Origin of the sequence: Microbacterium zouquanmingi (assembly GCF_052266695.1) — a bacterium.
GTDB lineage: Bacteria > Actinomycetota > Actinomycetes > Actinomycetales > Microbacteriaceae > Microbacterium.
Genome location: NZ_JBQPQZ010000004.1, coordinates 272,625 through 297,744, shown reverse-complemented (window position 1 = coordinate 297,744; position 25,120 = coordinate 272,625). Strand labels below are relative to the sequence as shown.

General features: G+C 64.9%; 27 protein-coding genes and 1 tRNA gene. 16 read left to right on the top strand and 12 right to left on the bottom strand.

Going from position 1 to position 25,120, the window contains the following annotated elements; genetic code table 11:
- Window positions 1-7: 7 nt before the first annotated feature.
- Window positions 8-643: an SOS response-associated peptidase family protein gene (locus ACTU6U_RS10865; RefSeq protein WP_443469125.1), complete on the bottom strand. Its 636-nt coding sequence runs from the start codon at window positions 641-643 to the stop codon at window positions 8-10.
- A gap of 81 nt (window positions 644-724) precedes the next feature.
- Between ACTU6U_RS10865 and ACTU6U_RS10860 the strand changes: the two genes are divergently transcribed.
- Window positions 725-1,639 (top strand): DMT family transporter, encoded by a 915-nt coding sequence (locus ACTU6U_RS10860; RefSeq protein WP_443469239.1) that lies wholly within the window; start codon window positions 725-727, stop codon window positions 1,637-1,639.
- A gap of 4 nt (window positions 1,640-1,643) precedes the next feature.
- Here the strand turns inward: ACTU6U_RS10860 and ACTU6U_RS10855 are convergent, their stop codons facing one another.
- Entirely contained in the window at window positions 1,644-2,189 is a 546-nt protein-coding gene (locus ACTU6U_RS10855) for a nitroreductase family protein (RefSeq protein ID WP_443469124.1), read from the bottom strand.
- Window positions 2,186-2,596 carry a peptide-methionine (R)-S-oxide reductase MsrB gene (msrB, locus tag ACTU6U_RS10850; RefSeq protein ID WP_443469238.1) on the bottom strand — a complete coding sequence of 137 codons (411 nt, stop codon included), beginning with the start codon at window positions 2,594-2,596 and terminating at the stop codon, window positions 2,186-2,188. The genes ACTU6U_RS10855 and msrB overlap by 4 nt, the downstream gene beginning before the upstream one ends.
- Window positions 2,597-2,705: 109 nt before the next feature.
- On the opposite strand from msrB, the gene ACTU6U_RS10845 reads away from it, so the two are divergent.
- The 4 genes from ACTU6U_RS10845 to groL all read left to right on the top strand — a co-directional run bounded on the left by ACTU6U_RS10845 (window position 2,706) and on the right by groL (window position 6,297).
- Entirely contained in the window at window positions 2,706-3,713 is a 1,008-nt protein-coding gene (locus ACTU6U_RS10845) for a DUF2332 family protein (protein ID WP_443469123.1), read from the top strand.
- 9 nt (window positions 3,714-3,722) lie between these two features.
- Window positions 3,723-3,980 carry a DUF3263 domain-containing protein gene (locus tag ACTU6U_RS10840; protein ID WP_417510949.1) on the top strand — a complete coding sequence of 86 codons (258 nt, stop codon included), beginning with the start codon at window positions 3,723-3,725 and terminating at the stop codon, window positions 3,978-3,980.
- A gap of 93 nt (window positions 3,981-4,073) precedes the next feature.
- Window positions 4,074-4,565, top strand: coding sequence for a LytR C-terminal domain-containing protein (locus ACTU6U_RS10835; protein ID WP_443469122.1), 492 nt, complete (start codon window positions 4,074-4,076; stop codon window positions 4,563-4,565).
- A 112-nt stretch (window positions 4,566-4,677) separates the two neighbouring features.
- Window positions 4,678-6,297 (top strand): chaperonin GroEL, encoded by a 1,620-nt coding sequence (gene groL, locus ACTU6U_RS10830; RefSeq protein ID WP_443469121.1) that lies wholly within the window; start codon window positions 4,678-4,680, stop codon window positions 6,295-6,297.
- Window positions 6,298-6,395: 98 nt separating this feature from the next.
- Here the strand turns inward: groL and ACTU6U_RS10825 are convergent, their stop codons facing one another.
- The 3 genes from ACTU6U_RS10825 to ACTU6U_RS10815 form a co-directional block, all read right to left on the bottom strand.
- Window positions 6,396-6,683: a WXG100 family type VII secretion target gene (locus ACTU6U_RS10825; protein ID WP_417510943.1), complete on the bottom strand. Its 288-nt coding sequence runs from the start codon at window positions 6,681-6,683 to the stop codon at window positions 6,396-6,398.
- 113 nt (window positions 6,684-6,796) lie between these two features.
- On the bottom strand, window positions 6,797-8,503 hold the full coding sequence (locus ACTU6U_RS10820) for a sensor histidine kinase (protein WP_443469120.1): 1,707 nt from the start codon (window positions 8,501-8,503) through the stop codon (window positions 6,797-6,799).
- A gap of 18 nt (window positions 8,504-8,521) precedes the next feature.
- Window positions 8,522-9,208, bottom strand: coding sequence for a response regulator transcription factor (locus ACTU6U_RS10815; RefSeq protein WP_417510939.1), 687 nt, complete (start codon window positions 9,206-9,208; stop codon window positions 8,522-8,524).
- Between the two features lie 79 nt (window positions 9,209-9,287).
- Here ACTU6U_RS10815 and ACTU6U_RS10810 point away from each other — a divergent pair, with 79 nt between their 5' ends.
- Window positions 9,288-9,419: a hypothetical protein gene (locus tag ACTU6U_RS10810; RefSeq protein ID WP_443469119.1), complete on the top strand. Its 132-nt coding sequence runs from the start codon at window positions 9,288-9,290 to the stop codon at window positions 9,417-9,419.
- 7 nt (window positions 9,420-9,426) lie between these two features.
- Here the strand turns inward: ACTU6U_RS10810 and ACTU6U_RS10805 are convergent, their stop codons facing one another.
- Genes ACTU6U_RS10805 through ACTU6U_RS10795 form a run of 3 tightly spaced genes read right to left on the bottom strand, consistent with a single transcriptional unit; the run spans window position 9,427 to window position 13,080 of the window.
- A complete protein-coding gene (locus tag ACTU6U_RS10805) occupies window positions 9,427-11,070 on the bottom strand; it encodes a DNA repair helicase XPB (protein WP_443469118.1) in 1,644 nt (547 codons plus the stop codon).
- Window positions 11,071-11,090: 20 nt separating this feature from the next.
- Complete coding sequence (locus ACTU6U_RS10800) at window positions 11,091-12,803, bottom strand: helicase-associated domain-containing protein (protein WP_443469117.1); 1,713 nt, start codon at window positions 12,801-12,803, stop codon at window positions 11,091-11,093.
- A 1-nt stretch (window position 12,804) separates the two neighbouring features.
- Window positions 12,805-13,080: a multidrug ABC transporter ATPase gene (locus tag ACTU6U_RS10795; protein ID WP_443469116.1), complete on the bottom strand. Its 276-nt coding sequence runs from the start codon at window positions 13,078-13,080 to the stop codon at window positions 12,805-12,807.
- Window positions 13,081-13,175: 95 nt separating this feature from the next.
- On the opposite strand from ACTU6U_RS10795, the gene ACTU6U_RS10790 reads away from it, so the two are divergent.
- Together ACTU6U_RS10790 and ACTU6U_RS10785 are read left to right on the top strand one after the other, a co-directional pair.
- A complete protein-coding gene (locus ACTU6U_RS10790) occupies window positions 13,176-13,556 on the top strand; it encodes a cold-shock protein (RefSeq protein ID WP_443469115.1) in 381 nt (126 codons plus the stop codon).
- Complete coding sequence (locus ACTU6U_RS10785) at window positions 13,540-14,094, top strand: DUF3027 domain-containing protein (RefSeq protein WP_443469114.1); 555 nt, start codon at window positions 13,540-13,542, stop codon at window positions 14,092-14,094. Before ACTU6U_RS10790 ends, ACTU6U_RS10785 begins: the two co-directional genes overlap by 17 nt.
- 15 nt (window positions 14,095-14,109) lie before the next feature.
- Here ACTU6U_RS10785 and serC read toward each other — a convergent pair whose 3' ends face one another.
- Window positions 14,110-15,222, bottom strand: a complete 1,113-nt coding sequence (gene serC, locus ACTU6U_RS10780) for a phosphoserine transaminase (RefSeq protein WP_443469113.1) — start codon at window positions 15,220-15,222, stop codon at window positions 14,110-14,112.
- Window positions 15,223-15,324: 102 nt separating this feature from the next.
- On the opposite strand from serC, the gene ACTU6U_RS10775 reads away from it, so the two are divergent.
- From ACTU6U_RS10775 to ACTU6U_RS10760, 4 genes are all read left to right on the top strand, one after another.
- On the top strand, window positions 15,325-16,029 hold the full coding sequence (locus ACTU6U_RS10775; RefSeq protein ID WP_443469112.1) for an iron-dependent transcriptional repressor DtxR: 705 nt from the start codon (window positions 15,325-15,327) through the stop codon (window positions 16,027-16,029).
- A 353-nt stretch (window positions 16,030-16,382) separates the two neighbouring features.
- The gene (locus tag ACTU6U_RS10770) at window positions 16,383-17,129 is read left to right on the top strand and encodes a M23 family metallopeptidase (protein WP_443469111.1); all 747 of its coding nucleotides are present in this window, start codon (window positions 16,383-16,385) and stop codon (window positions 17,127-17,129) included.
- A gap of 325 nt (window positions 17,130-17,454) precedes the next feature.
- Window positions 17,455-17,952 (top strand): HNH endonuclease, encoded by a 498-nt coding sequence (locus ACTU6U_RS10765; protein ID WP_443469237.1) that lies wholly within the window; start codon window positions 17,455-17,457, stop codon window positions 17,950-17,952.
- A 44-nt stretch (window positions 17,953-17,996) separates the two neighbouring features.
- Window positions 17,997-18,071, top strand: a tRNA-Arg gene (locus tag ACTU6U_RS10760).
- A gap of 110 nt (window positions 18,072-18,181) precedes the next feature.
- Here ACTU6U_RS10760 and ACTU6U_RS10755 read toward each other — a convergent pair.
- Both ACTU6U_RS10755 and ACTU6U_RS10750 read right to left on the bottom strand, forming a co-directional pair.
- Window positions 18,182-19,333: a site-specific integrase gene (locus tag ACTU6U_RS10755; RefSeq protein WP_443469110.1), complete on the bottom strand. Its 1,152-nt coding sequence runs from the start codon at window positions 19,331-19,333 to the stop codon at window positions 18,182-18,184.
- Window positions 19,326-19,919, bottom strand: a complete 594-nt coding sequence (locus ACTU6U_RS10750) for a hypothetical protein (protein WP_443469109.1) — start codon at window positions 19,917-19,919, stop codon at window positions 19,326-19,328. Before ACTU6U_RS10750 ends, ACTU6U_RS10755 begins: the two co-directional genes overlap by 8 nt.
- A 114-nt stretch (window positions 19,920-20,033) precedes the next feature.
- Between ACTU6U_RS10750 and ACTU6U_RS10745 the strand changes: the two genes are divergently transcribed.
- The 4 genes from ACTU6U_RS10745 to ACTU6U_RS10730 all read left to right on the top strand — a co-directional run bounded on the left by ACTU6U_RS10745 (window position 20,034) and on the right by ACTU6U_RS10730 (window position 24,993).
- Complete coding sequence (locus ACTU6U_RS10745) at window positions 20,034-20,264, top strand: helix-turn-helix transcriptional regulator (RefSeq protein ID WP_439280747.1); 231 nt, start codon at window positions 20,034-20,036, stop codon at window positions 20,262-20,264.
- A gap of 82 nt (window positions 20,265-20,346) precedes the next feature.
- Window positions 20,347-20,916, top strand: coding sequence for a type IV toxin-antitoxin system AbiEi family antitoxin domain-containing protein (locus ACTU6U_RS10740; RefSeq protein WP_443469108.1), 570 nt, complete (start codon window positions 20,347-20,349; stop codon window positions 20,914-20,916).
- On the top strand, window positions 20,903-21,844 hold the full coding sequence (locus tag ACTU6U_RS10735; protein WP_443469107.1) for a nucleotidyl transferase AbiEii/AbiGii toxin family protein: 942 nt from the start codon (window positions 20,903-20,905) through the stop codon (window positions 21,842-21,844). The genes ACTU6U_RS10740 and ACTU6U_RS10735 overlap by 14 nt, the downstream gene beginning before the upstream one ends.
- Before the next feature lie 173 nt (window positions 21,845-22,017).
- Window positions 22,018-24,993, top strand: coding sequence for an AAA family ATPase (locus ACTU6U_RS10730; RefSeq protein ID WP_443469106.1), 2,976 nt, complete (start codon window positions 22,018-22,020; stop codon window positions 24,991-24,993).
- Window positions 24,994-25,120 lie beyond the last annotated feature (127 nt).

The following is a 25,120-nucleotide window of genomic DNA, read 5'->3' as shown; positions in this document are numbered from 1 at the left end:
GAGAAGACTACGGCCGCGACAACGCCGGTTTGACAGCTATCCGCTCGGACATCTCGGCCGACTCGGCGAGGGCGTGATCGATGAGGCCACGATCGGGAGCCCCTGTCAGCCACTCGTCGCTCATTCGTGCGGGGATCAGCACAGGCATCCGGTCGTGGACGTCTGCGAGGTGGGGAGGGGCGGGGGCCATCACGATCGAGTAGCAGGTCACCCATTCCCCGTCTGGTGTGCGGCCGCGCTGCGTCACCGCAGCCATGCCGAACAGCGCGCCGTCTTCGAGCGCGAACTCATGCCACACGCGCTCGGGTTTGCGCATCTCGAACCAGCCGGTCGCGGGGACGATCGCGCGCGTCCGAAGTGCACCTGCGTGATCCTGCAAGCGCTCTGAGCGCGTGTTGATGGAGGGGAACTTCGCCGGCTGGCCATCAACCAGATACCCCCACCACGCGCGCTCCAGGACAGCTCGTTCTTCTCCGGGAGTGATAAGCGGGTTGAGGTTGCGCAGATTCTTGCCGGTGGGACGCAGCGTCTCGCCGTCGTTCTGCGCAGCCCATGCGCGCAGCCCTTCGAGGATGTCGGCATCTGCCTCGGCCAGCAGGTCAGCATCGGTGAAACGAGGATCGAGTCCGTAGCTCGCGCACATGTCGAAAGACTAGCGCTGAGCACGGACAGTCGCCTCGGGTAGGGTGCTCGAGTGACTCCGACCCGCCACCTGCCTGCCCCCGTGGCGTTGGGCGGCGCCGTGTCGATCGGTGCGATGACGGCGATTCAAGCGCGCATCAACGGGGTGCTCGGTATGCGCATCGATGATGGCATCGTTGCGGGGCTCATCTCGTTCACCGTCGGACTCGTCTTCCTGCTGGTGGTGACCGTTGCGCTGCCACAGACCCGCGCGGGAGCGGCGCGGCTCGTGCACGGCGTGCGCACGCGTCGGATCCCGATCTGGATGCTGCTGGGCGGCGCCTGCGGAGCGCTCACCGTCTCGACGCAGGGCGTGACTGCGGGACTCCTCGGCGTCTCACTGTTCACTGTCGGCGTAGTGGCGGGACAGACCGTGCATGGCCTCCTGCTCGATCGGATCGGCATCGGCCCGGCGGGAGTCGTCGCCGTCACGCCCGGCCGGGTGCTCGGCGGAGCTTTCGCGCTCGCCGCGGTGGCGATCTCGCTGAGCGGTGATGTGCTGGCGACGGCACCGCTCATTCTTCTCGTACTGCCGTTTCTCGCTGGCCTCGGCATCGCATGGCAGTCCGCGGCGAATGGCCGGCTCGCTCAGCGCGTGCAATCACCGATGACGGCGACGCTGATGAGCTTCATCGCGGGCACGCTGGTACTGCTCGTGGCGGCAGGGATCAGCATTGCTGTCGCGGGGATGCCGCGAGCGCTGCCGACCGAACCCTGGCTGTACTTGGGCGGCCTGCTCGGCTTCGTCTACATCCTGCTCGGTGCGACGATCGTCGCCCATACCGGTGTGCTGCTGCTCGGTCTCGGATCCGTGCTCGGTCAGCTCGTGACTTCGGTCGTGATCGACCTGCTGTGGCCTGCGGCATCCGGCCCCGCATTCTGGCAGCTGATCGCGATGGTCGCGGTGGCGGCCGCATCCGTCGCCGTGGCGGTGCCATGGCGGCGCCGGCGCCGGTGAGCCGTCACTCTGCGGTCTGGGGCAAGCGGCTCAAGAGTGCGTTCGCGTCGACGAGCTCACGCCGGCCGGGCTTCTTGCTCTCGGGCTTGCCGCCGACGTAGAGCCACCCCAGCAGCTCCTCGTTCTTCTGCAATCCGTGCGCGCGGGCGACGGATTCGGACCGGGTGTAGCCGCCCGTGCGCCAGATCACGCCCCAGCCCGCTTCGTCGAGCAACAGGCTCAGAGTGTGAGCGACGCCGGATGCCACGGCCTCCTGCTCCCAGCGCGGCACTTTGTCGCTCTTGCGAAAACTCGCGACCACGGCGATCAGCAGAGGCGCCCGCAGCGGCTTGGATGACGGACGCGTGTCACCCTGTGCCGCCGCGATCGCTTCACCGAGTCGGGCGCGGTCATCGCCGCGCAGCTCGATCAGTCGCCAGGGGCGCAGCGAGGAGTGGTCGGCGACGCGCCCTGCCGCCGCGATCAACGGCAGCAGCTCTTCGCGGGTCGGCGCAACCTCGGTGACTTTCGACCACGACTGTCGCGCGAGCGCGGCATCGAGTGCGCTCACGCCTCGGGAGCCTCGGGGGAGAAGTTCAGCGCCAGTGAGTTCATGCAGTAGCGGTCGCCTGTGGGCGTGCCGAAGCCATCAGGGAACACGTGCCCCAGGTGCGAGCCGCAGTTCGCGCAGCGGACCTCGGTGCGCTGCATGCCGAGCGTATTGTCCTCGATCAGCTGCACCGCGTCAGGGCGGATCGACTCGTAGAAGCTCGGCCATCCGCATCCGGAGTCGAACTTCGTGCCGCTCTTGAACAGTTCGGTGCCGCACGCGCCACAGGTGTAAAGACCTGACCGCTTCTCATCGAGGAGCTCACCGGTCCACGCGCGTTCGGTCGCGGCGGTCCGAAGCACTGCGAACTGTTCTTCGCCGAGTTCAGCGCGCCACTGGTCGTCGGTCTTCTTGACGTTGTAGTCCATCGGGTCTCCCGGGTTCGTGGGCGAGTTCACTCCCCATTGTCCACCCGTACCCGGCACGCGAGGGCCGTGATGACGGTGTGAGTCAGAGCGGCATGGCGAGAATAGAGGCATGACAGACGCCGTGCGCGAGCGCTATGCCCGTTTCGCCTCACACGAGGCGCCAGGACGCTCCGCACTCTACGAGCAATGGGCACACGGGGTGGGCTCAGACGCGCGTGTCCAAGAGGTGCTTGCTCGCATCCCCGAAACGCATCGACAGCCCCCACTCGTCTTCGCTGTCACCCGGATGCTGGGCGCGCCGCTGGCGGGCTTCGCGACGTGGCGGGAGTTCGTCCTCACGCACGCGGACGAAGTCGTCATCGAGTGCACTGCGCGCTCCATCCAGACCAACGAGCCGCTCCGGCTCGCGCCGCTTCTGCCGGTGCTCTCTGAGATCGATGGCCCCATCGCGCTGCTGGAGATCGGAGCCTCGGGAGGCCTGTGCCTCTACCCGGATCGCTACTCCTACCGTTTCGTGGACGCAAAAGGGATGCTCCAGACCTCGCTGGATCCCGCAGGCGGGGTCTCGACGGTCGTTCTCACCAGCGAAGTGCGCGGCCCGATGCCGCAGGTGCGGATGCCGGAGATCGTGTGGCGAGCCGGGATCGATCTGGCACCGCTCGACGCACGCGATCCACGAGACCGCGCCTGGCTGCGCGGGCTGGTGTGGCCAGGGGAGACCGGACGCGAGGAGCGCATCGCCGCAGCCCTCGACCTCGTCGCGGCAGACCCGCCCCTGATGGTGCGCGGAGACGCTCTCGATCAGGTCGCAGAGGTCGCGGCATCCGCACCACGCGACGCGACGCTCGTCATCACGACGCCAGGCGTGCTTGCGCACGTCCCTCGGATCGCGCGCAATGCGCTCATCGCGCGCGTGCGCGAGCTTCCCGCGAGGTGGATCACCATCGACGCGCCGGAACTGCACGATGCCTGGGTAGCGCCCGTGGATGCCGCGACGTGGCAGCAAGGTGACAAGAACTGTTTCGTCGTGGCGCTCGACGGAGAAGTTCGCGCTGCCGCCGACGCATTGGGGCGTTGGTGGGAGTGGCGTGAGGGCACTCGCGCTGTTGGCCAATAGCCTGGTGCCATGCTCGGAGACCTCACCGATCGCGACCGCGCGATCCTCGCCCTGGAAGCGGCCTGGCCGCGTCACGGCGGCGCGAAGGAAGAGGCCATCCGCAGAAATCTCGGGATGAGCCCGGCCCGTTACTACCAGCTGCTCGAGCGGCTCATCGATACAGAGCAGGCTCTCGACCACGATCCGATGCTCATCCGCCGGCTCAGGCGCCTGCGTGAGCGTCGCGTCGACCAGCGCGTTGCGCGGATACGCGGGTTCGCCGGGTAGCATCGACGAGTGCCCCATCCCGTCAAAGACCGTTTTGATGAAGTCCCGCGCGCCACTGGGCGAGTGGGTGCCCACCGTGCTGAAGCACCAGGGATGAACGGATGGCTCGTTCTGCTGTGGTCGTTCGTCTCAGCGCTCGTGCTCATCGTCATCGGCATCTTCGTCGCACTTCTCATGATGGGGCGCATCACGCTGTTCCCCGCTCCGGAAGAGGCCATCGCACCGACACCTGAAGCGACAGGCGTCGTCGATATGACATATTCCGTGCTGATCCTCAACGCGACGCCTGAAGAAGGCCTCGATGCCCAGATGCGCGAGACCCTCATCAACGCGCAGTGGTCGGACAACCTCATCAGCTACGTTCCCGCCGGTCAGCAGGATTTCGCGGAGACAACCGTCTACTACAACGCCGCTGATGCCGAGCTCGCCGCAATCGGGCTCGCCGATCTCATCGGCGGAGCGCATGTCGAGCAGAGCGACGTCTATGCGGATCCGAGCGACCCGGAGCAGAAGCAGCTCGTCATCGTGATCGGTCTGGACCGCTCGAGCATTCAGCCCGAGCCCGCAGAGACGCCTGCTGAATAGACGCCGCACCGCGGCTTGCACTCGGAGGGGTCGAGTGCCAGAATGGGCGTTAGCACTCTCGTACCGTGAGTGCTAACCAGAACGTCTACGTCCAGGAGGGACGACAAAACTCATGGCAAAGATCATCGCTTTCGATGAGGAGGCCCGTCGCGGTCTCGAGCGCGGCCTGAACATCCTCGCCGACGCTGTCAAGGTGACCCTCGGCCCGCGCGGTCGCAACGTCGTGCTCGAGAAGAAGTGGGGCGCTCCCACGATCACGAACGACGGTGTGTCGATCGCCAAGGAGATCGAGCTGGACGACCCGTACGAGAAGATCGGCGCGGAGCTCGTCAAGGAGGTCGCCAAGAAGACCGACGACGTCGCAGGTGACGGAACCACCACCGCGACCGTCCTCGCTCAGGCACTCGTCCGCGAAGGCCTGCGCAACGTCGCAGCCGGCGCAGACCCGATCTCGCTCAAGCGCGGCATCGAGAAGGCTGTCGCGGCGATCACCGCGGAGCTGCTCGCCAGCGCGAAGGAGATCGACTCCAAGGAGCAGATCGCCGCCACGGCATCCATTTCCGCCGCCGACACCGAGATCGGCGAGCTCATCGCCGAGGCGATCGACAAGGTCGGCAAGGAAGGCGTCGTCACCGTCGAGGAGTCACAGACCTTCGGCACCGAGCTCGAGCTCACCGAAGGCATGCGCTTCGACAAGGGCTACCTGAACCCGTACTTCGTGACGGATGCAGACCGCCAGGAGGCCGTGTTCGAGGAGCCCTACATCCTCATCGCGAACTCGAAGATCTCGAACATCAAGGATCTTCTTCCTGTCGTCGACAAGGTCATCCAGGATGGCAAGGAACTCGTCATCATTGCCGAGGACGTCGAGGGCGAAGCCCTTGCAACCCTCGTGCTGAACAAGATCCGCGGCATCTTCAAGTCGGCTGCCGTCAAGGCTCCGGGCTTCGGCGACCGTCGCAAGGCGCAGCTGCAGGACATCGCGATCCTCACCGGTGGTCAGGTCATCACCGAAGAGGTCGGTCTCAAGCTCGAGAACACCACGCTCGACCTGCTGGGCCGTGCTCGCAAGGTCATCATCACCAAGGACGAGACGACCATCGTCGAAGGTGCTGGCGAGACCGAGCAGATCGAGGGTCGCGTGACCCAGATCCGCCGCGAGATCGAGAACACCGACAGCGACTACGACCGTGAGAAGCTCCAGGAGCGTCTCGCCAAGCTCGCCGGTGGCGTCGCGGTCATCAAGGCCGGAGCTGCAACCGAGGTCGAGCTCAAGGAACGCAAGCACCGCATCGAGGACGCCGTTCGCAACGCGAAGGCAGCCGTCGAAGAGGGCATCGTCCCCGGCGGTGGCGTCGCGCTCATCCAGGCAGGCACGAAGGCGCTCGACACTCTCGAGCTCACTGGTGACGAGGCAACGGGCGCGAACATCGTGCGCGTGGCCATCTCGGCTCCGCTCAAGCAGATCGCGCTGAACGCCGGTCTCGAGCCCGGCGTCGTCGCGCACAAGGTCTCCGAGCTGCCCGGCGGTCACGGCCTCAACGCCGCTACCGGTGAGTACGTGGAGATGTTCTCCGCAGGCATCATCGACCCCGCCAAGGTCACGCGCTCGGCGCTGCAGAACGCAGCCTCGATCGCCGGCCTCTTCCTCACCACCGAGGTCGTCGTCGCCGACAAGCCTGAGAAGGCTGGCGCTCCCGCTGGTGACCCCACGGGTGGCATGGACTTCTGAGTCTCAGGCACTGACAGAAACGCCCCGGCATCTTGCCGGGGCGTTTCTGCGTGCTGTCGCTCCCTGAGCCTGTCGCGCTCCCTGAGCCTGTCGAAGGGTCAGCGGAACAGATTCGCGGAGTACTGGTCGGCATCGGAATACTGCGTAGCTGCAGCTCCCAGCGCGGTGCCGATCGAATCGAGCACCTGCTCGACGTGCAGCTGAGCCGCGGCCCACTGGTCGCTGCAGCCCTGGAACGCAGCGGATGCGGCGCCAGTCCAGGACGACTGCAGCTGGGTCAGCTGCGCCTTCAGCGCCTGCGATTCACCGCGCAACCGCTCCATCGTTGCCCTCGTGGCTCCATTGGCCGCGAAGACCGCTTCGGTATCGACTGTGTAGACGGACATACATGAACTCCTCTCGTCGGAGTTCATACGCTATGCGGGCCGTCACCTCATCGAACGGGCGAAACCCGCGATCGGTGGATACGTGATCGTGAGGCTGCGCTGTGCAGTGCGAGTCAGAGCTTGTCGAGGTCCAAAGGGGAGATCGGCTGAGTGTCTTCCAGTAGGTGCTCCGGCGTCGCCTGTGCTGGCGCGAGCGGCAGAGTGACGGTGAAAGTGGCACCGCCTCCGGGTGTCTCATCCACGTGCACCCTGCCGCCCAGCGCAGACACGATCGAGGCCACGATGGCCAGGCCCAGTCCTGAGCCGCCGGTCTCGCGGGCGCGGGACGTGTCTGCGCGCCAGAAGCGCTCGAAGATCTGCTCGCGGATCTGCGGAGGGATACCTTCGCCGTGATCGACGATGGAGATGCTGCCGGTTCCCGCTGCTCGATCTGAGTCGACGACGAGCTCGATAGGTGTGTCTTCCGAGGAGAACCGGCGTGCGTTGCCGAGCAGGTTCGCAATCACCTGGCGCACCTTGTTCTCTTCTCCGAGCACGATCGGAGGCGTCCGCACAGGCGTGTCCTCAGCTTCGGAGAAGTCGATCTGCGGCATCATCTCATCGGCCGTTCGGGGGCGTCTGCGCAGGCGGGAGAGCGCTCCGCCGCGCGGCTTGGTCGGTGCGCTCCTGGTCGGGGGCAGCGAGGGCAGCGTCGTCACAGGCGCAGTCGGGGCGGCATCCGCTGTTCTGTCTATGACCGAGATCATGCGACCTGGGGCTGCCGCACGGACATCGAGCGCGGCGTCCCGCGCGAGCGGGCGCAGATCGAGTGCTTGGATCTGGAGCTCTGGCTCTTCGTCGAGTCGTGCGAGAGCGAGCAGATCCTCGACGAGGACACCCATCCGGATCGCTTCCTTCTCGATGCGCTCCATCGCGCGCGCGGTGTCTTCCTCGCCACGGATCGCGCCCATCCGGTACAGCTCCGCATATCCGCGAACGCTCACCAGGGGAGTGCGCAGTTCGTGACTTGCATCGCCGATGAAGCGGCGCATGTGCTGCACGGTGCGATCGCGCTGGGCGATGGACTGGTCGATGCGCTCGATCATGGTGTTGATCGCGAAGTTCAGGCGCCCGACTTCAGTACTGGGTTCGAGATCGGTGAGGCGTTGGCTGAAGTCACCGGAGGCGATGAGCATCGCCGTGGATTCCACCTGGGTGAGGCGGCGGAAGGTGAGCGTCACGAGGCCGCGGATCAGCAGAGCCGCGAGGAGGATCGTGACGAGCGAGACCGTCGTGTACACGCCGAAGAACTGGGCGATGATGCTGTCGACTTCCTCCAGTGGGAGAACAACGTACTGCACGTACAGCATGCCGTCGTCGCCTGGCACCACAGCGACAGCGCCGCGGAACTCGTGGCCGTCGGGGCTCTGCAGATCTGCGATGGCGCCTTCGCGGGCGTGGGCCTCCTCGAGCGCGACAGATTCGGGGAAGATCGGAGCCGCATCGTCGGATGTGCCACCCGCGCTCGCGAGGAAGAGCCCATCAGCGGCGTATACGGCGAACACGTAATCGGTCGAGCGAGGTGTGTTCTCCACGGGCTTGAGCACGGGAACGCCACCAGCATCCTCGGTATCGAACCAGCGGCTGACCAGGTCGCTTGCGGCAAGTGAGGGGAGTTGCGCGTCGATGTTCCCGATCAACGAGCTGCGCAGCAGCGGCACCGTGCCGATACCGGCCACGACAAGGCCGAGCGCGAGGACCGCGACGGTGACGCCGGTGACTTTGGCGCGCAGGCTGATGCGCCGCCACCATCGGGTGACCGCGTCAGGCTTGTGCGCCATGCGCGCCCCTTTCGCGGACTACTTGCCCACCTTGAGCATGTACCCGAATCCGCGCTTGGTCTGGATGATGGATTCTTCGGTGTGCGGATCGATCTTGCGTCGCAGGTACGAGATGTAGCTCTCCACGATTCCGGCATCGCCGTTGAAGTCGTATTCCCACACGTGGTCGAGGATCTGCGCCTTCGACAGCACCCGGTTCGGGTTCAGCATGAGGTAGCGCAGCAGCTTGAACTCGGTGGGGCTGAGCTCGATCGGCTCTTTGCCGACGAACACGTCATGGGTGTCCTGATCCATCGACAGCTCGCCGGCGCGGATGATCGACTCTTCGTCGGCCTGCATCGTGCGACGCAGCACCGCCTGCACGCGGGCGACGACCTCGTCCAGCGCGAACGGCTTGGTGACGTAGTCGTCGCCGCCGGCATTGAGGCCCTCGATCTTGTCCTGAGTGTCGTCCTTTGCGGTGAGGAACAGGATGGGCGCGGTGAATCCCGCGCCGCGAAGCCGCTTGGTGACGCTGAACCCGTTCATGTCGGGGAGCATCACATCGAGAATGATGAGGTCCGGCTCCTCTTCGAGGACGGCGGAGATGGTCGCGGCACCGTTGGCCACGGTCTTGACCTGATATCCGGCGAAGCTCAGGCCGGTGGACAGCAGGTCACGGATGTTCGGTTCGTCATCGACGACCAGGATGCGCGCATCAGTCATGACCCCATTATGGTGACTTCCCCCTTGCTGCGGCTGATGATCTTCCGGAGCGCCCGAATTGTCGGCGTAACCTGAGCGCATGAGCGAGGAGGAAGAAAGCGGCGACAGCGCCTGCTGGCTGTCGTTGGTGTGCCCGGAGTGCGGCGCGATGCTGGACGATCGCGCAGGCCCCTGCTGGCGGTGCGGCACAGCTCCAGGCGGTGAGGAGTAGGGCGCTGTTACGCCGTTGCCAGTGCGTCGGCGTCCAAGATCGTGTAGCTGTACCCCTGCTCGGCGAGGAAGCGCTGGCGGTTCTGCGCATAATCCTGGTCGACCGTATCGCGGGCGATGAGCGTGTAGAAGCTCGCCGTGTGACCGGACTCCTTCGGGCGAAGCAGCCGGCCGAGGCGCTGTGCCTCTTCCTGACGCGAGCCGAACGAGCCGGAGACCTGGATCGCGACCGATGCCTCGGGCAGATCGATCGAGAAGTTCGCGACCTTCGAGACGACCAGCAGCTCGATCTCGCCCTCACGGAACTGGCGGTAGAGCTCCTCGCGCTCGTCGATCGGCGTCGCGCCGGTGATCTGCGGGGCATTCAACGCTACGGACAGCGTCTCGAGCTGGTCGAGGTACTGGCCGATCACGAGCACGCGCTCGCCGGGGTGCTTGGCGATGAGCTCACGCACGGCATCGATCTTCGCCGGCGCGGATGCTGCGAGTCGATAGCGGTCATCGTCAGTGGCAGCGGCGTACTCGAGCCGGTCATCCGGAGGCAGATCCACGCGCACTTCGTAGCAGGCGGCGGGGGAGATGAACCCCTGCGCCTCGATCTGCTTCCACGGTGCATCGAAGCGCTTAGGTCCGATGAGGCTGAACACATCGCCCTCACGGCCGTCCTCGCGCACGAGAGTCGCAGTCAGTCCGATGCGGCGGCGGGCCTGCAGGTCGGCGGTGAGTTTGAACACGGGAGCTGGCAGCAGATGCACCTCGTCGTAAACGATGAGACCCCAGTCGAGAGCATCCAGCAGCGCGAGGTGGGCGTACTCGCCTTTCCGCTTCGCTGTGAGGATCTGGTACGTCGCGATCGTGACGGGTTTGACCTCTTTCACCTGGCCCGAGTACTCACCGATCTCTTCTGGAGTGAGGCTGGTGCGCTTGAGCAGCTCGTCTCGCCACTGGCGGGCCGAAACGGTGTTCGTCACGAGAATGAGGGTGGTCGTCTTCGTCGCGGCCATCGCGGCGGCGCCGACGATCGTCTTTCCCGCCCCACAGGGGAGCACCACCACACCCGAGCCGTCCTTCGAGAAGGCATCGACGGCATCCTGCTGGTAGGGCCGGATGTGCCAGCCGTCTTCTGCGAGTTCGATCTCGTGCGGGGTGCCAGGGGTGTAGCCGGCGAGATCCTCTGCCGGCCATCCGATCTTCAGCAGCTCCTGCTTCATCTGACCGCGCGCCCACGCATCGATCACGTACGTGTGGGGGCTCGGATGTCCGATCAGGAGTGGCTGGATGCGCTTGTTGCCCGCAACCTGTGTGAGAACAGCCGGATCCGTCGAACGCAGGATCAGCAGACCCTCATCGTCGCGCTCGATGACCAGTCGGCCGTATCGGTTCACCGTCTCGCTCAGGTCGACAGAGACCGATGGCGGCACGGGGAAGCGCGACCATCTGTCGAGCACCTCGAGCATGTCCTCAGCCGTGTGGCCGGCGGCCCGGGCGTTCCACAGGCCGAGCCGCGTGATCCGGTAGGTGTGGATGTGCTCCGGTGCACGTTCGAGTTCGGCGAAGATCGCCAACTCGTGGCGAGCGGTTTCGGCGTCGGCGTGTGCGACTTCGAGGAGCACCGTGCGGTCGCTCTGGACGATCAGTGGGCCATCAGACATAGCGATCCAGTCTATCGTCGCTACGTTGCGGACGGGTCGATGACGCGGGCAGAGCGGATGCTTTTCACAGGAAGGGTCCGCTCGACGTCGGCTGCGCGATCGCGGCCGCGGAGTCTGCCGCCGCCGAGGCCGCTGGCTTCGAGCTGCAGTTCGCGGACCGTGCCGTCCGGCATGCTGATCTCTACGAGCAGCACGGATTTCGCGCGCACGGCTGCGTCGAGCTCGCGATCGAGCCAGGCCGCATCGTCATCCGGGCCCTGACGGTCTCGGAGTCGCTGGATGAGCAGTGTGTAGTCGGCGGGCCGCGGTGCCTGAGCCGGCGGGACGGGGTGGCGATCGATGACCTGCGGTTCGCCTTCCGGGCCCACGATCATCGCCGGATAGCGCGCGTCCGTAAGCGTCCAGTACACGCTGTCGCGTCCGACGCGCGAGCTCAGCCCGTCGGCGTCTCTGGACAGTGCGAGGGGGCGGAGCGACTGGTCGACGGCCATCGCGTCCAACAGCGTGGCATCCGCGCTGGTGACCTTCGTCCGTCCTGTGCCGGGGTCCGCGAACACTCTGACCAGCCCATGACGCTGTGCGGACTGCATGACGAGGTACTCGAGCGGCTGGGGGATGCCGGTCAGCGATATCTCACCGAGGAAATCGAGGATGGACTGCGCGGTCTCACCGCCTGTGAGAGCGTGCGCGACTGATTCGGCGCTGAAGCGGTAAGAGGATGCCTGGGCTGCGGATTCGCGGACGGCGATGCCGCGCAAGCGCACATCGAGCGGGGGCTGGAGCGGACCAGGGGCGATGGCCGAGAGATCGTTCTGCAGGAAGATCCGGTCGACCTCGGTGGGCAACATCCGTGCCACGCCGCTGGCATCTGCCGGATGTCCGCTTCGCAGCGGCACTGCCCACTCCGGTTCGGCACCGTCGTCGGTGATCAGGCCGAGAAGTCGCGCTCGCGTGCGTATTGCCGTGCAGCGGTCGTTCCAGGAGTTGTCCCATGGATATTGCGGTTCCCAGTGCGGAACTGGCAGCCAGCCGCCGGCCGGTGTGCGCAGCCCAGCGGGAAGAACGTCGCGAAAGGATTCGGTGAGCGCGGTCCACCGGTCGGATGCTGATCGTCGCAGCCATGCGTCACCTGCCGGCGTCATCCGCAACCGGCGGTCGTCCACTGTTGCGAGGCCAGCGTCGACGGCGATCGTGACGAGATCATCGAGATGCTCCGCGGGCATCCCCATCTCGGCGATGCGGCGCTTCTCCCCGGCGTTGAGGCGTCCGTCCGTGAGAAGGGCGAGGGGAGTCTCTGCGGTGAGCAGCAGCAGATCCGCGATCGCGGCAACGCTCGTGAAGGCTCGCTCGGCAGCGCGGGCTGCGGAGCTTTCGGTGGCAGGCTCGGCGTCGGCGGGCTCGGTGCAGACGGGGGCTTCTCGGGCAGCGACCGCGTCGGCGACGGCCGGTGCGGGGGTGCCATCTGGCCGCAGGATCGCCAGCGCGACCAGCGCGCCGGTCTGCTCTCCCGCATCTTCACCCAGTGCCGAGCGATGCAGCGCGATGGCCTGCGCCAGGGGCAGGCGCGGCAGCATCCGGTCGATGGACGCGGACTCGAGCAGCGCTTCGGCTGCATCGAAGAAGTCCGACCAGGAGACGTCTTCGCGCACCCCGCGCGCTTCGAAGAGCGCCGCCAGCTGCGCATCTGTGGCAGCGGCCAGCCACACGGCGAGCGGGCGGGCGTGCGTGCTCATGTCATGAGCGCTTGGCGGCGCGGCCCTTTCGCACGAAGCTCATGATCAGCAGCGCGAGAATCATGACGAACGCGAGCGGCAGTCCGTACGGAGGGATGGCCACGACGACCGGCCAAAGGCCTTCGGTGAAGGACTCCTGCGACATGCCTGTTGCGCTTCCGATGATGATCGCGAAGAAGCAGATGACAGAGAGTGCTGCCAGCGTCAGCGCGGTGAACGCGAGGATGCGATCCAACCGGCGGACGGGAACCTCTGGTTCAGGATTCTGCTTGCTCATCCGTCTCAGCCTAGACCCTGGAACACCGGTAGGCTGAGGGAGGCCGCAGATACGCGCGCCGTTATCCAGGCAACATCACTCAGCGAGGTTCTCCGATGCCCACCGGCAAGGTCAGGTTCTACGACGACGAGAAGGGGTTCGGCTTCATCGCCAGCGATGATGGCCAGGACGTCTTCCTGCACGCCTCTGCCCTCCCTGCGGGCGCTTCGGTCAAGTCCGGGGCGCGAGTCGAATTCGGCGTCGCCGATGGCAAGCGCGGGCTGCAGGCCCTTTCAGTGCGTGTTCTGGATGCTCCGGTGAGCCTCGCCAAGGCGAAGCGCAAGCCGGCCGATGACATGGCGATCATCATCGAAGATCTCGTGAAGCTCCTCGATGATGTCGGCGGCGATCTGCGTCGCGGTCGCTACCCGTCCGGCAGCTACGGCCACAAGGTCGCTGCGGTACTTCGCAAGGTCGCTGATGACCTCGACGCCTGAGCCTGATGATCGCCTGATCGGCGCGCACGACCTCGCGGTCGCCGCGCTGAAGGAGATCACTCCCGCCTCGACGATCGGCCCTGCTGCCGGTTACCTCGTCGAGGACGACGGCGCGGTATCGCTGCGGTTCGAGAACCGACTTCCCGGGTACCCCGGTTGGTACTGGACGGTTACGCTGGCGCGCATCGAGGATGCTGAGCCGACGGTTCTCGAGGTGGAACTGCTGCCGAACGAGGGCGCACTGCTGGCTCCGGAGTGGGTGCCGTGGGCTGAGCGTCTCGCGGAGTACCGCGCTCACCAGGCAGAACTGGCCGAGCAGGCCGTTGCTGCCGCCGCTGAGGCAGGCGAAGCGGACTCGGCTGAGGACGACGAATCCGATGAGGAGGACGTCGACTCCGATGAGGATGATGACGACCTCGACGACGATGACCTCTCCGAGTCGCGGGTGCTGCACGCCGGCGACCTGGACGGCGTCGACATCGATGAACTCGACGACTCCGTGGACACCGACGACGACTCGGACGACGACGAAGAGTAGCCGGCCCCGCCGGGCTCAGGAGCTGGTGTTCTCCAGCACGTAGTCGATAGAGCGGATGAGCTGGCGCACGTCGTCGGGCTCGATCGAGACGAACGTCGCGATGCGCAACTGGTTGCGACCGAGCTTGCGGTAGGGCTCGGTGTCGACGATGCCGTTGGCGCGCAGTGTCTTCGCGATCGCTGCGGCATCGATGCTCTCATCGAAGTCGATGGTGGCGACGACAGGGGAGCGGTGCGCAGGATTGGTGACGAACGGTGTCGCGACAGCGGATGCCTCGGCCCAGTCGTACAGCGCCTTCGAGGACTCCGCGGTGCGTGCGCCAGCCCAGGCGAGTCCGCCGTTGTCGGCTATCCACGTCAGCTGGCTGTCCAGCAGGTGAAGGGTTGCAAGCGCCGGCGTGTTGAGCGTCTGGTTCAGGCGTGAGTTGTCGAGTGCGTTTTTCAGGCTGAGGAACTCGGGGATGTAGCGGCCCGATGCTGCGATCCGCTCGATCCGCTCGATCGCGGCGGGCGATACGGCGGCGAACCACAGTCCGCCATCGGAGCCGAGGTTCTTCTGCGGGGCGAAATAGTAGACATCCGCCTGTGTGACGTCGAAGTCGATGCCGCCAGCGGCGCTGGTGGCATCGATCACGGTGAGTGCTCCGTCTGCGGCGACGCGCGTGACGGGGGCGGCGACACCGGTCGAGGTCTCGTTGTGCGGCCACGCGTACACGTCGACACCGTCAACGAACTCTGCAGAGGCGAGCGAGCCCGGCTCTGCCTTGCGCACATCGGGGGCCTCTAGCCACGGTGCGCCAGCGGCCTTGGCGAACTTGCCGCCGAACTCGCCGAACGTGAGGTTCTGGCTGCGTCGCTCGATCAGACCGAATGCTGCGGCATCCCAGAAGGCGGTCGACCCGCCGTTGCCGACGAGGATCTCGTACCCCTGGGGAAGACGGAACAGGCTCGAGAGCTGCTCACGAACACTGCCGACGAGGTTCTTCACCGGTGCCTGCCGGTGCGAAGTGCCGAGGATGCTCGCCCCCGCGGTGACGAGTGCCTCCAGCTGTGCGGGACGCACCTTTGAAGGGCCACAGCCGAAACGGCCGTCGACGGGCAGCAGGTCACGCGGAATCTCGATCGACATGGCTCGATTCTAGGGGCGCGCAGCGCGAGCGAGTTCCACCGTGACCACGACCGGCCTCGCCGCGGGAATGTAGGCTTGCCTAAGAAGACCCGGAGGATAAAGATGGCGGACCTGATCGACACCACGGAGATGTATCTCCGCACCATCCTCGAGCTCGAAGAGGAGAACATCGTTCCGCTGCGCGCGCGCATCTCCGAACGACTCGGCCACTCGGGGCCGACCGTTTCGCAGACCGTTGGGCGCATGGAGCGCGACGGTCTCGTCGTCGTCTCCGAAGATCGAACGCTCCAGCTGACGGATGCCGGCCGACGCAAGGCCGTCGACGTCATGCGCAAGCACCGCCTGGCAGAACGTCTACTCTCGGACGTCATCGGTCTGGACTGGGCGTACGTGCACGAAGAGGCATGTCGCTGGGAGCACGTGATGAGCGAGCAGGTCGAGCGTCGTCTTGTCGAGCTCCTGGGGCAGCCGACGGAGTCGCCGTACGGCAATCCGATTCCTGGACTGGACCAGCTCGGCGGCCTGATGCCCGCCCGTACTTTCGATGAAGGCGTCATCGGTCTCGTGCAGAAGCTCAATGATGCCGGCGGGCCTGTCGAGGGAACCGTGCGCCGACTCGCTGAGCCGGCGCAGGTCGATCCCGAGTTGCTGGTGCAGCTGCGTGACGCGGGAGTCATGCCGGGAGCTCGCGGAAGCTATCGCTTCAACGAGGGATACGTGCTGATCGAGATGGACGGAATCGACGAGGGGCTTGAGCTGCCGGTCGAGCTCGCTTCGCACATCTTCCTCGTCGGCGACGCGTCCTGAGACGCAGGTTCCGATGCCGCGGCACCCGCTCCCGGGGGATTGCCAGCGTCCCAGGGTGACAAGATCGTTATCTTCGGGTAGCCTCGGACGGGTCGCCGGAGAACTAGACCGCTGGTGACAACCCCGCGAAGACTGCCTCATCGGCTCGTCGTCTCTGCGGATACATCGCACGAAGTACCCCGAGCTTGTGCCACGAGAAGCAGAGTGCAGACGAGCCAGCGCACCCGAGCGCCGAGGCACAGGAGGATTACCTTTTGGCCGCAGACATCGAACCGACCACGACATCTGAGAAGACCCTGAAAACCGAGCGGCCCGCGGCGACGCGCAGTGCCGCCCGTAGAGTCGTGAAGCCCATGCGGTCCATCGCCATCTTCGGCGCTGTCGGCGCATTGGTCGCGGCAGTCGCTCTTCCCGCTTACGCGGCATCGTCGACGCCGGTAGACGCGACAGCCACACTCCAGCAGGTCGCACAGGACGATGCGCAGTCGCTCGTCGTCGCTTCCGAAGCCACCGCAGCTCCGCTTCAGCGTTCAACGTACTCGGCGACCACGCCGGCAGAGATCGATCAGAAGAAGGCTGAAGAAGCCGCTGCTGCTGCCGCTGCCGCAGCCATTGCTGCACGGGCCGCCTCTACCTCGTCCTCCTCCGGCGGAGGCATCGACATCGGCAACTATGCGCTGGTCTCGCCCGGTTCTGGCGAGGTCCGATACCCGCTTCCCCGCGGCTCGTACCGCGAGGGACGCACGACAGTCGGCGCCGACAGTGGTGGCCACGACGGTGCAGACATGCTGGCGCCGGCAGGCACCCCGATCTACTCGGCTGCGGCAGGTGTCGTCCGGGTCTCCTCTGAGAGCTATTACGGCTACGGCGTCGCTGTAGTGATCGACCATGTCATCGGAGGCCAGAGCGTCTCGACGACCTATGCCCACATGACCTACGGAACCCGTCAGGTGCAGGCAGGGCAGACTGTGCAGGCCGGTCAGCTGATCGGTGCAGTCGGCAGCACGGGAAGCTCGACGGCGAATCACCTCCACTTCGAGGTGCACGTGAACGGCTCCATCCTCGAGCCGTACGCATGGCTCGCCGCGAACGCCGGCTGATCCTCACACTCATTTCCGGAGGCGACACGCGTCCGCGCGTTCAGCTGCTGTTTCGTCATACGTCGGTTCCATGAGCTACCCTGAACCCGTCGTCGCACGAACGGGAGAAGCTGATGGAACAGATACCGGGCATCCGCACCATGGATGCACTCGGTCGCTACGTCCTTCGGCATCGCCCGCAGGGACGCACGGAACTTATCGTGCGCAGTAGGCGTCGCCCATAGGGCGGCGCCTTTCTACGTCTCTGCACCTGAACTGCCGTTCGCGTGGCGTCATGTGAGTCGAGAGAGCCGGGAAGCCGTCCCGGCGTATCGAGAGGACGATGATGCGCACACTTGTTCTGAATGCCGGGTACGAGCCACTCGCCGTGGTCTCGTTCAGACGAGCCCTGGTGCTCGTGATGAATCACAAGGCGACCGTGATCGAGCGGGTAGATGATGATCCCGTCTGGTCTGCCGCCGGTGCCTTCGATCGTCCGGCCGTCATCATCCTGTCGAGATACGTTCGCCTGCCGATGAGCAAGCGGGTGCCGGTCACCCGGCGGGGTGTGCTGCGCCGCGACGACCACCGATGCGGGTACTGCGGTAAGACCGCATCCACGATCGATCACGTCCTGCCACGCTCGCGCGGAGGAGCGGACTCGTGGGAGAACCTTGTTGCCTGTTGTCTTCGCTGCAACAACGTCAAGAGCGACCGCACACCGCAGGAGATGCGCTGGGAGCTGCGCTTCATTCCGCGTCCGCCGCGCGGCGGACGCTGGTCCGTGCGGGGCACCGAACGCAGCGATCCCGCATGGGAGCCGTATCTCGCGCTCGCGGCATGACGCGGTCGGTGCGGTGCGTGCGACTGGATAGACTTGTCGAGCCAGCCTCTGTAGCTCAATGGAAGAGCAGTTGCGTCCTAAGCAAACGGTTGGGGGTTCGAGTCCCTCCAGGGGCACCATCGATTCTGCCTAGAAAACACTGGGATCGCAGACGCGGAAAACGCCGAAAATGGGCCGTTTGCCCACACTTTGCCCACACTTCGGTGGGATTGGGTCCGGAAAAACCGCGTCAGAATCGGCCGAAACGATGCTCGGCGTCGAGCAGAGCGCTGACGTCGATGACGCTGTGTGGGCCGGTAGCAGCAGCTGTTTCCATCTGTGCCGCGACCGCGTCAAGATCGTCCTCGAAGAGATCTGAATAGGTGTCCAAGGTCATCGCTGCTGATGCGTGACCGAGCATTTTCTGGACGGCCTTCACATTCGCGCCCGCGCTGATTGCAAGAGATGCTGCGGTGTGACGAAGATCATGAGGTGTGAGCCGTGGGATTGTCGGATCGATTTTCTGGGCTCGTCTGACGGCAACCGCGAACCACGACTTGTCATCATTCTCGCGCTTCATGTGCGTCTTGCCATTGCCGAAGAGTAGATCGTCGGGTTCTTTGTCTTCACACACGGCATCGACGAGCGGCGTAAGCGCGGCCATGTACGGCACCGATCGGCGTTCGTGCGTCTTCGGAGTGCCGACATGAATCTGCCAGCGGACCAGCACCGCGTTCTCTTCGACGTTGAAACGTCGTCTCACGCGGTTGACGTGTCGCACGCGCAGCGCGGTGGCCTCGCCCCATCTCAGCCCGCAATACCCGAGGACCATCACGAGCGTGGGGTGGGCGGAGACCCGCGCGAGAATCAGCAATTGTTTGTGGGTCAGATAGACCCGACGCTTGCGGCCGGAGCGCCGGGGAAGGTTGCGGAGTCCGCGTGCCGGGTTTCGGGAGATCCGCCGGTCATCGATCGCCATGTCCAAGACCCCGGCTAGAACGCCGAGTGCGCGGATAACGACCGATGGCGAACGTGTCGTCGCCATCTCGGTCACCCACGCTTGCACTTCCGAGGGCAAGATCGAACGCAACTCTCGCTGCCCCCAACGAGGTTCGACATGCACGTGCCATGCCGTCTTCAGCGGGAGGTACGAAGAAGGCTTCAGGACCGGAGGGCGCTTTGACGCCAGCCACGTTGCTGCCAGTGCGCCGACGGTGACCCGCGATAGCGAGGGATCAATGTAATCACCGGTGGCCTTCGCGATCGTCACTGAAGCGAGGAAGCGCTCGGCCTCACGTTTCGTTGTGAAACCGCGCTTGTCTGTCTGCGTGTGATCCGGTTTCCTGTAGCGCACGCGGTAGCGCCGGCCATTGGCCGTGTCGTATGGGGTGATGCTACCCATCTGCCTGGCGGCCGACGTTGTACGTCATGCCCTCGAGTCGACCGGCAGCGCGCGCGCTCTTGATCCAATCGGAAGCGGTGCGGTGCGGGACTCCGAGTTCTGTCTGCACCGCGCGGACGGGAGGGATGCCGGCCAGGGCGGATGCACCGTAGATGATCTCGACAACGTGCATGCGGTCATCTTTGGCGCCGCGCTTGATCGCGGCTTTCGCCATCCAGGGCGGGATGATGCGGCCCTCGCCGGAGGTGAGGTCGGAGATTCTGGCCCAGTTCGCATCGATGTCCTCGTCATTGAAATGCACGGCGATGCACTGTGGGACTGCCGCTTGCAGGATCGCAACGGATGCCGTACGGCGGAGAGCCTGCTGGTCGAAGTCCTTACGAGTCGCGCGATTGGTGATCGCGGTGACGACGTAGCGCCCTTCGGCTTCCCGGTACTGCGCCTCGATTGTGGTTTCCACGCCGGTGTCGTCGTCGGTGGTGGATGCGATCAGGGCAGGGGCAATGCGCAGCGCGGTTCCCACGGGCTGGGTGGCAGAGCGCCACGTCATCGATTTGCCATCGAGAGTCTTCACGTCAACCTTCACCCCCTTAGTTTGCCTTACCGCGCCAGAGATTCACAGAAACCCCTTGACTGAGTGTACGTCTAAGGGGTGTACTTGTGTCAATCCTGATTTCAGATACGCAAGAGAGGGAAAGTCATGTCCACACTGACCAGTCCGAGCTCGCCGAGCCTGGATCACACATACATCAGCCCGCAGGAAGTCGCCGATCTCATCCCCGGGCTGACCGTGAAGAAGCTCGCCGAATGGAGATACGAGCGGCGCGGACCGCGGTATCGGAAGATCGGTCGACTCATCCTCTACGCGCTCGACGAGCTGGAGGATTGGATTGAGGCGTCGGCGCGGTTGGGCGATGGGGATGAACGCTGACGGGATGTTGCAACGTCTCAGCTCGGCACCCTAGAGTGTTCCGAGTGGTGTCAATACCTTTACTTTTTGCTAAGGTATTGACATGGCTGTTGTGACGAAGTTGGAGCGATTGCGCGAGGTTGCGCTGGATCAGCATGGCTTCATCACGACCGCGCAGGCTATTGAGGAGGGTGTCTCGTACGCGGAGCTGTCCACGATGGTCACCCGTGGCAGGATCGAGCGGTCCGCGCACGGCGTCTACCGGGTCCCACAGGTGCCAGAGACCGAGCAGGATCAGTACCAGCTCGCCGTCCTGTGGACGGGCGTGCCGGAAGCGTGCCTGAGCCACGACACAGCTCTGGATGCGTGGGACATCACCGACATTAATCCCGACCGCATCCATGTTTCTGTTGCGCGTCATCGGCGTCTGCGTCGTGCGGGCGGAGAGCGTTTCGTGGTTCATTACGAAGATTTGTCGCCGCAGCAGGTGACATGGTGGCAGGGCATCCGCATCGTCACCGTGCAGACGGCGATCTCACAAGGCATTGCCTCGGGCGTGCCTACCTATCTGATCCGGCAGGCGCTCGACCGGGCAGGACGCACCAGCATCCTCCCGGCGTCCGACCGAGAGAAGCTGACTGTCGAACTGGAGTCTCGTGATGGCCGAGCGTGACCCCGCGAACCTCGCAGATTCGCTAAACACCCTCGCGCCGAAGGGTAAGACGCCTGCGTCCGCGCGGATTCTCAATGCCTGGATCACGCAAGCCCAAGACCATCTCGGAACCGCCGGCCCGCGGCTCGGGTGGCTCGTCGCGGCAACCGTCGTAACTGCAGCCCTGCAACGAGCGGTGGATGAGCATGGCTCCCCGTTGTTCCTGCTGAAGGGTGGGACGATGCTCCAGTACCGGCTGCCGGGCATGTCTCGCACCACGAAGGACATCGACGGGCTCGTGCGTGGAGACCTCGACCAGTTCCTCACGGGGGTCGACAAGGTACTCGCGGAGCAATGGGGGCCCCTCACGCTCGTGCGCGGCGAGGTTGAGACCATCGAGGTACCGAATCGGATCGTCAAGCCCCGCCGCTTCGACATCGCCGTCGCGCTGAACGGTGTCACGTGGCGAAAAGTGCAGATTGAGATCTCACCAAACGAGGGGCTCGCGGGAAGTTTCCCGGAGAACATCCCGGCACCATCACTGGCAGGGTTCGGGCTGCCCAGCCCGGATCACCTCACGAGCCTTTCGATGGCATACCAGATCGCGCAGAAGGTCCATGCCTGCACCGACCCGCACGAACCGCCCGCTTTCGTCAACGACCGTGCCCGCGATGTCATCGATCTCCTGCTACTGCGCGACCTCATCGAAGCAACGCAGCACCCGACACGAGGTGAGGTGCGTGCCGCCATAGAGGACGTATTCACGACCCGCGCCGCCGAAGCCGCTGTGGCGGGCGGAAGGCAGCGCGATTGGCCGGCCAGAAGCACCGCACACCCGCACTGGGAATCGAGTTTCACCAGCGCAGCCGAGTCCGCAGGCCTGACCATCGACCTCACCGACGTCGTCAACCAGCTCAACGCCTGGCTCGCCCTCATCGAGCAGGCCTGACGCGAGTTCTCCTGGAAGAGGCGATGGCAGAGTGATGAACAGAATGGGAATGCACGCAGGCACTTTCTGTGAATGCTCTAGCATGATAGGCAAATTGCGCGTACGCTGATGCCGTGCGAGGAGGACTCGAACGCTGGAAACGGGGTGCGGGCTCACAAGGAGTTCGACAGGCGATGGCCTACGCGTTCCGCGGAAGCTGTGATTCCCACCTGCGTGCCAGCGGCATTGACGCGCTCGGCGCGTACAGCAGGGTCGATACCTCTACAGTCGCGCGGTTCGTTGCCGAGCGCGGAACGATCATGCGCGACGAATTGGATGCGCAGCAGCTCAATAAATGGGTCGACGGACGTGATCCAGAGACCGGGGCACTGCGCGGGCGTGAACTCGCATCACCAGTATCCGATCTGATTCTCGATTGCACCATCAACGCCCCGAAAACGTTCAGCATCGCCGCGCTTCTGCACTCCGAAATCGAGCATGCATACGAGGCGCTGCAGGATCGCCTGCGCAATCACATCATCATGACGTGGGAACACGAGTTGAACGCCCGGCGCGGGGCCGGCGGCCGTAACCGTGAGCGCCTCCAGCGGCTGGAGGTCGTCGAGCTTCAGCACCGTCGATCGCGGGCTTTGGATCCGCACATTCACCGACACCTGTGGTTGAACGTGCGTGTTCGCGGAGCCGACGGAAAGTGGTCCAACGTTGACTCACGCGTCGCGATGCGCGTCCAGAACTTGATCAATGCCGAGGGGGAGTTGGCCGCGCGCGCGGACCCGGAGTGGATCGCTACCCTTGCGGCGCACGGATTCTCCCTCAACGCAAACGGCGAGATTGAACAGCTCGCACATCTGGTTCGAGCCGTGTCTCGTCGCTCGAACCAGATTGAAGCGAACCGGGCAATGCTTCTTGAGACGTGGAGGTCTGCCCACCATGGGGACTCACCAAGTCCTGACGTTGTGCAGGCCATTGACCGGCAGGGGTGGGCCATCAACCGTCCCGGAAAGCCGACGGACGTGAACGAAGACGAATGGAGCACACTCACGAAGGAGGAACTACTGCGACTCGACGCCAACGTGATGGCCATCCGGGCGCCGACAAACGCCCGGGCACGCGACCGCGACGTGCTGGACTACGACCTGCTCGCACGTCGCGCGGTGGCCGATGCGGATAATCGATCGCGGGCGAGCAACGGACGCTTCAGCGTGCTCGACATCAGAGCCGGAGCGGTGCGCGCCGTCGCAATGTGCGGGACCATCGGAGCCCGTCAGGACCTGCAATACCTCGTCGATGACGTGACGGCCCGGGCCCTTGCGCACACACGAGACCTGATCCCCGAAGCGGCCGGCAAGCCCCAACACGTGAAGTCGCTGGTCACGCGCACGTTCGCACAGCTGAAGTCTGAACTCGGCATGCGGCTCATGCGGTTGAGCAACGCATCCGGGACACGACCATCCAAGGTCCCAATCGACGCAGTACGTCACGCGGTCCCGGACAACGGCGAGCTCGATCCTTCCCAGCGCATCGCTGCCAATGCCATTGCCGGATCCGACCGGCTTGTCACCGTAACGGGCCCGGCCGGCACCGGAAAGACGACAATGCTGCGTGTCGCGAAGACGGTACTTGAGGCGAACAGACGGCGATTGCTCATCGTCGCGCCAACGCGGAAAGCCGCTGCGGTTGCGAGTCGTGAAGTCGGCGCGGCAGGGACCAGCATCCATGCTCTTCTTGCCGATCATGGCTGGCGGTGGGGCAAGGACGATGCCGGCGCAGACCTCTGGTGGAGGCTGCGCCCAGGGCAACGCGACCCATCGAACGACCGTGTATACCGTGGCCCAAGACGCTATCCGGTCGATGCGACGGCCCGCATCGCCGTAGACGAGGCCGGGATGCTGGACCTCAACACCGCCGACGCATTGACACAACTCGCGATCGAAACAGGCGCCGGCATCGTCATGGTCGGCGACCCCAACCAGGCGAGCCCCGTCGGACACGCTGGTGCGATGGCGTTGGCCGCGCGTCGTGCAGGTCAAGCCGTTGAATTAGCGGGCGTGCATCGCTTCGAGGATCCTGATTACGCTGCACTCACACTCCGCCTTCGCTCGCCACGCACCCGAAATGAAGCGTTGGATGCCGCAACAGAACTTCAAGAACGTGAGCATGTGCTCCGTGCTGACGATCTTGACGCGGCGCGTGCCGCGCTTGTCCAGGGATACTTTGATCATCGCGACCGCGGCCAATCGGTCGCCATCGTCACCGCAACAAACGAAGAAGCCTCGTTGATCAACGACGCTATTCAACAAGAGCGAGTCTCGCGCCAACAGCTCAACACACGGCGAATCGCGATCGGCCGCGACGAGCAACGAGTTCTGGAGGGCGACGTCGTACAGACCCGCCGAAATGACCGCAATACGGGGGTTGAGAATCGTGCGATTTGGGTTGTCGCGCGGATTGGCCCGGCCGCCGTGGAACTGCAGCGTATCGACGACGCGGCAGATACTCGGACGGTAACTCGCGAATACGCTGCCGACCACCTACAACTGGCCTATGCCACGACGGTCCATGGCATCCAGGGGGAAACGACCGACACATCCATCGTCGGCCCGGGTGTCGACGCATCGGGACTATACGTCGGTCTGACCCGGGGGAGATATCACAACGAAGCGATAGTTATTGCACACTCGGACGAAGCTGCACGCAATGAAATCGCAGACGGGATGATGCGCGGCCTGCCGGAGCCGGATCTGGCAGATGCCGTCAAGGCAGCACAAGAGGATCTGCATCGGTCCGCGCGTGACGAGATACCGACGCAGTCGCCGTCTGTGCCGCATGTATTGAAAGAGTTGGATCTGCCGGTCCTCACAGAATGGCTTCGCGCGGCTCGAGCTGCGCTTTTGGCGGCCGATGCTGATGCTGCCGACAACGCCGCGCGAAGCCATGGCCGAGACTTCGTTGCCGCTCGCGGCAGACGTGCCACGCTCGAAAGTGCCACGCGACGACGGCTCGAGGAGCAGATAGACAAGGTCGTGGCACTCGAAGCGCAGTACCTAGCCGGTTACCTTAACGCTGGCCGCTCTCCGCACCGCGAGCCAGCACAGGACAGGAACATTCTCACTGAAACGGTAGCGACCCGTCAGGTAGGAATCCAATGAGCGATGGCGTGAGTCGCCTGCTACGCTCCGGGCCTAGTTAGTCACGCAGTGCCGAGTTTGCGTTAGGTTGCCACCGAGTGTTGAGCTGCCCGCCGCTCGCTGGCAAACCGCTATCGAGTTGCGAGCT

Excerpts from the sequence above, each read along its gene's own strand:
- ACTU6U_RS10785 (WP_443469114.1), top strand. The coding sequence starts at position 13,540 with ATGACCTCGACGCCTGAGCCTGATGATCGCCTGATCGGCGCGCACGAC.
- ACTU6U_RS10775 (WP_443469112.1), top strand. The coding sequence starts at position 15,325 with ATGGCGGACCTGATCGACACCACGGAGATGTATCTCCGCACCATCCTC.
- ACTU6U_RS10755 (WP_443469110.1), bottom strand. The coding sequence starts at position 19,333 with ATGGGTAGCATCACCCCATACGACACGGCCAATGGCCGGCGCTACCGC.
- ACTU6U_RS10765 (WP_443469237.1), top strand. The coding sequence starts at position 17,455 with ATGCGCACACTTGTTCTGAATGCCGGGTACGAGCCACTCGCCGTGGTC.
- ACTU6U_RS10795 (WP_443469116.1), bottom strand. The coding sequence starts at position 13,080 with ATGAGCAAGCAGAATCCTGAACCAGAGGTTCCCGTCCGCCGGTTGGAT.
- ACTU6U_RS10740 (WP_443469108.1), top strand. The coding sequence starts at position 20,347 with ATGGCTGTTGTGACGAAGTTGGAGCGATTGCGCGAGGTTGCGCTGGAT.
- ACTU6U_RS10825 (WP_417510943.1), bottom strand. The coding sequence starts at position 6,683 with ATGTCCGTCTACACAGTCGATACCGAAGCGGTCTTCGCGGCCAATGGA.
- ACTU6U_RS10805 (WP_443469118.1), bottom strand. The coding sequence starts at position 11,070 with ATGTCTGATGGCCCACTGATCGTCCAGAGCGACCGCACGGTGCTCCTC.
- ACTU6U_RS10790 (WP_443469115.1), top strand. The coding sequence starts at position 13,176 with ATGCCCACCGGCAAGGTCAGGTTCTACGACGACGAGAAGGGGTTCGGC.
- ACTU6U_RS10810 (WP_443469119.1), top strand. The coding sequence starts at position 9,288 with ATGAGCGAGGAGGAAGAAAGCGGCGACAGCGCCTGCTGGCTGTCGTTG.
- ACTU6U_RS10745 (WP_439280747.1), top strand. The coding sequence starts at position 20,034 with ATGTCCACACTGACCAGTCCGAGCTCGCCGAGCCTGGATCACACATAC.
- ACTU6U_RS10815 (WP_417510939.1), bottom strand. The coding sequence starts at position 9,208 with ATGACTGATGCGCGCATCCTGGTCGTCGATGACGAACCGAACATCCGT.
- ACTU6U_RS10840 (WP_417510949.1), top strand. The coding sequence starts at position 3,723 with ATGCTCGGAGACCTCACCGATCGCGACCGCGCGATCCTCGCCCTGGAA.
- ACTU6U_RS10800 (WP_443469117.1), bottom strand. The coding sequence starts at position 12,803 with ATGAGCACGCACGCCCGCCCGCTCGCCGTGTGGCTGGCCGCTGCCACA.
- ACTU6U_RS10770 (WP_443469111.1), top strand. The coding sequence starts at position 16,383 with ATGCGGTCCATCGCCATCTTCGGCGCTGTCGGCGCATTGGTCGCGGCA.
- serC (WP_443469113.1), bottom strand. The coding sequence starts at position 15,222 with ATGTCGATCGAGATTCCGCGTGACCTGCTGCCCGTCGACGGCCGTTTC.
- ACTU6U_RS10835 (WP_443469122.1), top strand. The coding sequence starts at position 4,074 with ATGAACGGATGGCTCGTTCTGCTGTGGTCGTTCGTCTCAGCGCTCGTG.
- ACTU6U_RS10865 (WP_443469125.1), bottom strand. The coding sequence starts at position 643 with ATGTGCGCGAGCTACGGACTCGATCCTCGTTTCACCGATGCTGACCTG.
- groL (WP_443469121.1), top strand. The coding sequence starts at position 4,678 with ATGGCAAAGATCATCGCTTTCGATGAGGAGGCCCGTCGCGGTCTCGAG.
- ACTU6U_RS10820 (WP_443469120.1), bottom strand. The coding sequence starts at position 8,503 with ATGGCGCACAAGCCTGACGCGGTCACCCGATGGTGGCGGCGCATCAGC.
- ACTU6U_RS10735 (WP_443469107.1), top strand. The coding sequence starts at position 20,903 with ATGGCCGAGCGTGACCCCGCGAACCTCGCAGATTCGCTAAACACCCTC.
- msrB (WP_443469238.1), bottom strand. The coding sequence starts at position 2,596 with ATGGACTACAACGTCAAGAAGACCGACGACCAGTGGCGCGCTGAACTC.
- ACTU6U_RS10730 (WP_443469106.1), top strand. The coding sequence starts at position 22,018 with ATGGCCTACGCGTTCCGCGGAAGCTGTGATTCCCACCTGCGTGCCAGC.
- ACTU6U_RS10845 (WP_443469123.1), top strand. The coding sequence starts at position 2,706 with ATGACAGACGCCGTGCGCGAGCGCTATGCCCGTTTCGCCTCACACGAG.